General features: G+C 25.1%; 1 protein-coding gene. It reads right to left on the minus strand.

Features of this window, described 5'->3' with window-relative positions; genetic code table 11:
- The coding region (locus OC710_RS02700) for an HAD-IC family P-type ATPase (RefSeq protein ID WP_304515012.1) at window positions 1-1213 on the minus strand (1213 nt) is incomplete at both ends.

Below are 1213 nucleotides of genomic sequence, written 5' to 3' on the forward strand. Positions count from 1 at the left end.
TCAAAAATTGAGTCCAAATTGAAAAAATAAACCACCCTGCTCTAAATAAATTAATTTTATCGCAATCCCAATTATTAGAAGAAAAAATACCATAATTCCATAACAAACTGGAACAAAACAAAATATCAAAAATAAAAGTTAATACTCCGAAGGTAATCATAAAAAAACAAATATTACGACTATCCCAGCGAGATTTTTTATGTAAATAAATTGGTTCTACATCATCAAAAGGTAATACCAAACAAGATAAATCATAAATTAAATTTAAACACAAAATTTGAATTGGCATAAAAGGAATAAAAGGCAAGTAATAAGAAGCTAATAAAATACTTAAAATATTACCAAAATTAGAAGCTAAAGTGAATTTAATATACTTTAACATATTAATATAATTCTTACGACCTTCTAAAATGGCATCTTTTAGTACAGTTAAATTTTTATTTAATAAAATAACATCTGCTGATTCTTTAGCAACCTCAGCTCCTGAATCGACAGTAATAGATAAATCTGCGGCTTTCATGGCGATAGCATCATTAATGCCATCCCCTATAAAACCAACAATATGTCCTTTTTGACGAAAAATATTAATAATCCTAGCTTTTTGTTCTGGATATAATTTAGCAAAAATACTAGTATAACAAGCTTTTTTATAAATTTGTTCATCACTCATTTCGATCAAATGAGAACCTAATAAACATTCTGAAGATTGAATATTAACTTTACTGGCAATAATTTTAGATAAAACTTCATTATCACCGGTCAAAATTTTAACATCTACGCCGCAACTTTTTAAAGCTAAAACAGCATCTGCAGAACTAATTTTTGGAGGATCTAATAAAATTAAAAAACCCAACATAATCATATTATTTTCTATATGTTCATCATTATTATTTGTAGAATTATGATTTTTTCTAATCAGTTTATAAGAAACTCCTATTACACGAAATCCTAATTGATTATAATGGGAAACATAATTTAAAATTTTAGATTTATCAATGTTTAATATTTGAGATTGATTAGTTATCGGATCAATAGATTCAGCATAATCACAAATATTTAATATTTCTTCAATCGCTCCTTTACTGATAATTAAATAGTAATCTTCAAGAATATTATGAAGAGAAATAGTCATAATTCGACGTTTAAAATCAAACGGTATTTCATCAATTTTAATAAAATTTTCTATAAAAAGAGAATCAAAATTGAAATTCAT

This window comes from 'Vigna radiata' phytoplasma (assembly GCF_030586915.1).
GTDB lineage: Bacteria > Bacillota_I > Bacilli_A > Acholeplasmatales > Acholeplasmataceae > Phytoplasma > Phytoplasma australasiaticum.